Origin of the sequence: Streptomyces albospinus, assembly GCF_014648695.1 — a bacterium.
GTDB lineage: Bacteria > Actinomycetota > Actinomycetes > Streptomycetales > Streptomycetaceae > Streptomyces > Streptomyces albospinus.
The window spans coordinates 1,066-6,859 of record NZ_BMRP01000022.1; the positions used below are offsets into that span (position 1 = coordinate 1,066).

At 70.0% G+C, this 5,794-nt stretch carries 3 protein-coding genes; all 3 read left to right on the plus strand.

Going from position 1 to position 5,794, the window contains the following annotated elements; genetic code table 11:
- The first annotated feature begins 494 nt into the window (after positions 1–494).
- The 3 genes from IEZ17_RS26530 to IEZ17_RS26540 all read left to right on the plus strand — a co-directional run bounded on the left by IEZ17_RS26530 (position 495) and on the right by IEZ17_RS26540 (position 5,590).
- Complete coding sequence (locus IEZ17_RS26530) at positions 495–2,456, plus strand: AfsR/SARP family transcriptional regulator (protein WP_189304314.1); 1,962 nt, start codon at positions 495–497, stop codon at positions 2,454–2,456.
- A gap of 201 nt (positions 2,457–2,657) precedes the next feature.
- A complete protein-coding gene (locus IEZ17_RS26535; RefSeq protein WP_189304316.1) occupies positions 2,658–3,161 on the plus strand; it encodes an LURP-one-related/scramblase family protein in 504 nt (167 codons plus the stop codon).
- A 323-nt stretch (positions 3,162–3,484) separates the two neighbouring features.
- Positions 3,485–5,590: a nucleic acid/nucleotide deaminase domain-containing protein gene (locus IEZ17_RS26540; RefSeq protein ID WP_189304318.1), complete on the plus strand. Its 2,106-nt coding sequence runs from the start codon at positions 3,485–3,487 to the stop codon at positions 5,588–5,590.
- Positions 5,591–5,794: the final 204 nt, after the last annotated feature.

Consider the following 5,794-nt stretch of genomic DNA (forward strand, 5'->3'; position numbering starts at 1 on the left):
GGTGCGGCCGATGCGGTTGCCGGGAAGGCGGCACCCGCAACGGTGAGCGCGGCTCCCAGGGTCACCGCTGCCACGCTCTTCTTCAGTACGCCCGAAGTGGACATTCTTCTCCTCGACCAATGATCAATGGGGGGTTATGGGGGGTTGTCGTCTCCGCGGCAACGGAGACCGGGCCGGATCAGCGGGTAGAGCCGCCGCTCCGGCACGGACACCAGGCTCGGCAGTGCCGCTCATGAACCGCTCATAGCGCGCTCATGCGGGCCGATTCCCGCCATCGGCCCCCAACGGACGGCATCGGCCGCATCGCACCGCATCGGACCGGGTCCGGCCGCATCCGGACGCACCAGACATGTCCACATAGTGAGAGGAGGGGGTGGGGCTGACACCCCGTCGCCGTTCCCATGGTCTTTACTTGGGCAAGGGCGTGCAGGGCGCGCCCCGTTCGGCGGTACGCACAAGAGGGCACGATGGTTCAGTTGAGGCTCCTAGGGCCGGTGGAGATCGAGACGGACCAGGGCCTGTCACTGGCTCTGGGGGCGGGCCGCGTCCGTACCGTGGCCGCGGTACTGATCGGCGAGGTCAACCAGGCGGTCCCGGTGCACCGGCTGATCGACCTGGCATGGGACGGGGATCCGCCGGCGCGGGCGCGGGGCGTGGTCCACAACCATGTGCACCGGCTGCGGCAGTTGCTGGCGGGCCATGCCGAACTCGCCACGCGGGGGCAGGGGTACGTCCTGCTCGCCGATCCCGGCTCGGTGGACGTGCACCGCTTCCGCAGCCTGGTCGCCGGTGCCCGGGACGCCGACCCCTGGGCGGCGGTCGCGATGCTGCGTCAGGCCCTGGGGCTGTGGCGGGGCGAGGCGCTGGCCGATGTGCCCGGCGAGCGGGTGCGCCGGACGCTGGGCGTCGGCCTGTCGCAGGGGCGGCTGGCCGCGTTGCAGGAGCTCGGCGGGCGGCTGATGCTGCTCGGCCGGTACGGGGAACTGGTCACGGAGTTGACCGGGTGGATCGCGGAGCATCCGCTGCACGAGGAGCTGACCGCGCTCCTCATGCGGGCCCTTCAGGCGAGCGGCCGGCAGGCCGAGGCCCTCGACCACTACCACCGGGCCCGCCGCCACCTGAAGGAGCAACTGGGCATCGACCCCGGCCCGGCGCTGAGCGAGGCGTACCTGGCGGTCCTCGGAGGCAGCCGCAGCCGCGCGCCGGCCGCCGCCGACCGCCCGCGGCCCGCTGTGCGGCCCCCGGCACCGGCCGCGCCCGCCTACGCGCCGCCGCCGGCCCCGGCGCCCCACGGGAGGCCGTCACAGGCAGGCCCGGGTGCGACGCCGTACACCGCCCCGTACGCCGCGCCGTACGGCTACGACCACCGGCCCGGACCCCCGCCCCGGATCGCCCAACTGCCGCCCGTCGTCGCGGACTTCTGCGGCCGTGACCGGGAACTCGCGGTGCTGGACCAGCATCTGGAGCGGGTGCCGCGGCCGGCGTGCGTGGTACTCGCCGGCGCGGGCGGGACCGGCAAGACCACCCTCGCGGTGCGATGGGCGCACCACCGCAAGGCGGAGTTCCCGGACGGGCAGCTCTTCGCGGACCTGCGGGGGTTCGAGCGGCCCCCGATGCGGCCCGGCACCGTACTGGCGGCGTTCCTGCGGACCCTGGGCGTCCGGGAAGCGGAGATACCCGAGTCCGTGACGGAGGCGGCGGCGCTCTACCGTTCGCTGCTCGCCGGCCGGCGGATGCTCGTTCTGCTGGACAATGCCGGCACCACCGAGCAGGCGCGCCCCCTCCTGCCCGCGACGCCGGGCTGTCTGGCGGTGGTGACCAGCCGACGGCGGCTGAGCGGACTGGTGGTGCGGGACGGCGCCGCACTGGTCAGGGTGGGGCCGCTCACCACGGAGGAGGCGCTGGAACTGCTGGCCAACGCACTGGGGCGGCAGCGCATCGAGGCGGACGCGGCGGCGGCCGGGGTGCTCGTCGCGCGGTGCGACCGGCTGCCGCTGGCGCTGCGGATCGCCGCCGTACGGCTGATGGCGCACCCCGAGTGGTCGTTGAACTGCTGGACGAAGAAGCTGGCCGACGAGAGCCGCTGGCTACAGGAGCTGTCCGCGCACGACGCCGATCTGGCCATGGAGACCTGCCTCTATCTCAGCTACCGCGCCCTGTCGAGCGGTGCCGCCCGGCTCTTCCGCTTCCTCGGCCTGCACCCCGGCCCGTATGTGGAGACCCAGGACGCCGGCGTGCTGGCCGGCCAGGACACCGAGCGCACCCGCCGGCACCTCGCCGAACTGTGCGACGCCCACCTCCTCGAAGAACATGCCCAGGGGCACTATGTGTGGTCGGAGATGGTGCGCAGCTACGCCGCGCAGTGCGTCACGGCGGAGGAGCCGCGGAGCGCCCGGGACCAGGCCGTACAGCGGCTGCTCGCCCACTTCGACCGCCGCCGGGTGTACCCCTGCTGACGGCGGTGCGGGCACGCGGTGCTCGGGGGCGGGCTCCCGCGGTCGCAGCGCGGAGCCGGCGGACGCCGCACCGGACGTGCAGCCGCTGCTCTGCCCTGTACGCGGCCCCCTGGTCTCGTCGGACTCGGATCCCCGTTACGCTCTGGGCCGGCACGGTGCCACCGGCCGGCCTGGCACAAACGATCTGGACGGGGAATTTCCATGCGTTACCTGGTACGCGATCGCATGTTGGCTTTCCATGAGGAGGCCTGGATCGAAACCGAGCACCGGGAGAAGCTGTACAAGGTCAACCGGAAACTGCTGCGGCTGCGGACCACCTTCGACTTCGTGGACACCCAGGGCAACCAGATCGCCAGCATCGTCAAGAAGGCCTTCACCTTCCACCACACCATCCTGATCAAGCGGGACGGCGAGCTGGTGGGCCGGATCAGCAAGCGGGCGTTCAGCCTCTTCGGGGACCGTTTCAAGGTCACGCTGCGAGACGGGCGGCGGCTGCGGATAGTCGGGAACTTCTGGGACCGCGAGTTCGACATCCAGCACGAGGGCAGCACCCTGGCTCACATTTCCAGGCGCTGGTTCAGCATCCGGGACGCGTACGCCGTCGACGTGATGAGCCAACACGACGAGACTCTGCTGGTCATCCTGGCGGTGTGTGTCGACCACACCCTTGAGGACCTCAAGGGCGAAAAGCTCACCAACCTCTGAGCCGGCGGGCGACCTCCGCGAGGGGCGGTCCCGGGCCGGCGTGTCCGCTGATCGGGGTGGCCCGGGCAGCCGCTTGACCGAAATTTCATCGGTATTTCAACGTCTTCCGGGAGAATTGGCGGGTCAACCCCGCGACACTCAACCGGAGTTGTTTGTCCATGAGATCCCCGTTCCGCAACAAGCGCTCCAGACCGGCAGCTCCCGGAACGTCTGCGTCGCTGCCTCGGCCGGGAGACGAGTCCAGGCCGCGGCTCCGGAATTCAGGTCCGTGGGCACGCCGACTGGTGACGGCGGTTGTCGTGACGGCGGCTGCCCTCGCCCCGATGTCGGCCGAAACGCTGCCGCCCGCCCATGCGCTGCCCGCCGCCAAGCCGAAGCCTCCGACGCCCGATGAGTGGGGGCAGATACCGCTCTACGGCCATCCCATCAGCCGGATCGGCTACGAGCAGCGGGTCAGGGCCGGTATGGCGACTCCCGGGGACGACAGTGCCCTGAACCGCAATGCCGCGGTCGGCTTCGTGGACATGACCGCAGAGGTCGAGGCGGCCCGGCATTCCGCGAACCCTGAGAAGGCGCTTGAGGAACTCAGCAGGAAGTACGGCGGGTTCAGGATCACGGAGGCTGCGGACAGTCCGGATCTGTTCGCGGCCTTGGGGCTGGATCCTGGTGTCACGGCGTTGATGGTGGTCCCCAGGCTCAACAACCAGAGCACCCGCCATTCGGAGATGGAGCTGCTCTGGACGCTTCAGCGCAAGGGCATCTCGTGGGATCGGATGGTGGCGCTGTGGTCCGAGCGCTCACCGTGCAGGAACGGCCCGAACTCCTGTGATGTCCAGCTTCGGAAATATGCACCGCACGTCAAGATCTTCTACTCCGTCCCGCACCAGAGCTGGGCGGGCGGGGACTCGAAGCAGGTGCGCGAGGCCATCAACAAGGGCCTGGACACCGAGCTCCAGCGCAAGAAGGAGAAAAAGTCCGCCCCCGACCCGAAGACACAGTCCGCAGTGGACTCCGCTTTCACCCCAGGCACCGGCACCGGCAGCGACTGCCAGACCTCCGGAATGGGGCGGCCGAGGCCCGGTCAGCCGTTCGCCCTGATGGCGGCGCATGCACCGCTCGCCGGCTCCGTCGTCAACGCCGCCTACCCCTGCGGCGAAGGCGACCCCGGGGGCACTTCCCGGGACAGGCAGCCGTCCGCGCTCGCCAAGATGCTGGCGATGCCCGAATCCGACCCCGGCGGTATCGACTTCTCCTCACTGAACCTGCGCTACATGGCCGACACCGGTTCGGCGAAGACCGGTCTGCGCTACTCCATGGCGGCCGAGCCCGTCGGGACCAGCGGTGAGAACCGGCGGTCGGACGGGGTGCAGGCGGTGCAGGAGGCGTCGGACGCCTTCTTCGTCTGGTTGTCGCTGCGCCCGTCCGCGTTCTGGGTGAATCTCAATCCCAACGAGCCCGACCGGATCATCGACTCCGCATTCGGACGTACCGACGCCGGACGCATCCTGCTCCAGGCCGACTTGCGCATGAAGAAGACGATTGCGCAACTGATCCACCCCGATACGAAGCTCGGCGCCAGTTACTGGGACCAGATCCAGGGCAGGTGCATGTCCATGCGCACCTGGATCGTGCCGGGCGAGGCCAAGGTCCATGCGACACCGGACGAGCTGTACATCATGGACGCGCCGCTCAAGGTGAAGATGGAGACCCAGTATCTGCAAGGGCGTGGCGTCAGCGGCACTCAGGCGTGCACCCGGCAGGAGAAGTCCGTCGAGGACCACAACGAGTCCCTCTTCCGCAGCCTGATCCTTCCGAAGGTGGAAGAGGCGGTGAACACCGCGCCGGAATACGCCGAGTTGCGGCGCGTGTATCTGAGCCGGGTCGCCGCCGAGTGGTACCGCGACATCAGCCGGCGCAAGAACGCGGCGTACGCGAAACTCATCGACCGGGGCGACATCGGCCAGTGGACCACCAAGACCGACTGGAAACCGCGTGACACGTTCGACGACTACGTCGACTCGTACAAGAAGGGCGAATTCAAGGTCACGCGCCGTACGACGGAGGGGAATGACATCTACGAGAAGACCTACGTCTTCGGCGGTGTCGACCTGACCAACGTGCCCTTCCACAAGGTGGACGACGGCCGGTTCAAGGCCGAGTGGCCCGACGCGTCCACGAACGTCGCCCGATCCTGGGACCGGCCCGTCCGGGGCGCCGGCGGAAGCGGGCAGGCCCTGCTGCTGAGCGGCGGTCCCTCACCGGCCGAGGTGCGGACGGCCGCGGACCAGGGCTTCTCCTGGACGGATTTCGTGGCTTCGGAACCGTTCCGCTGGGGGCTGCTGGGCACCGTGATCGCCACGTTTCTTGCGATCAAGTGGCGGCTGCGGCGCCGTCGCCCGTCGCCGGTGGTCACCCCGACCTGGAAGTAGCCGGTCCGGCCGCCGGGGACGCGGGCAGCCTGCTTCCGTGCGCCGGCGGTTCCGCTGACGTTCGGCTGACGCCGCCCGGACAACTGCCGGGTGTGGTGCGGGGCTCAGACGTCCTCCCCGGCACTCTCCCTTTCGACGTCAGCGGGCGCCTTCATCCGCCGGGCCGACGCCGGTGATGCCCGCCGACCCACTGGCCCGCCGACC

Excerpts from the sequence above, each read along its gene's own strand:
- IEZ17_RS26540 (WP_189304318.1), top strand. The coding sequence starts at position 3,485 with ATGTCGGCCGAAACGCTGCCGCCCGCCCATGCGCTGCCCGCCGCCAAG.
- IEZ17_RS26535 (WP_189304316.1), top strand. The coding sequence starts at position 2,658 with ATGCGTTACCTGGTACGCGATCGCATGTTGGCTTTCCATGAGGAGGCC.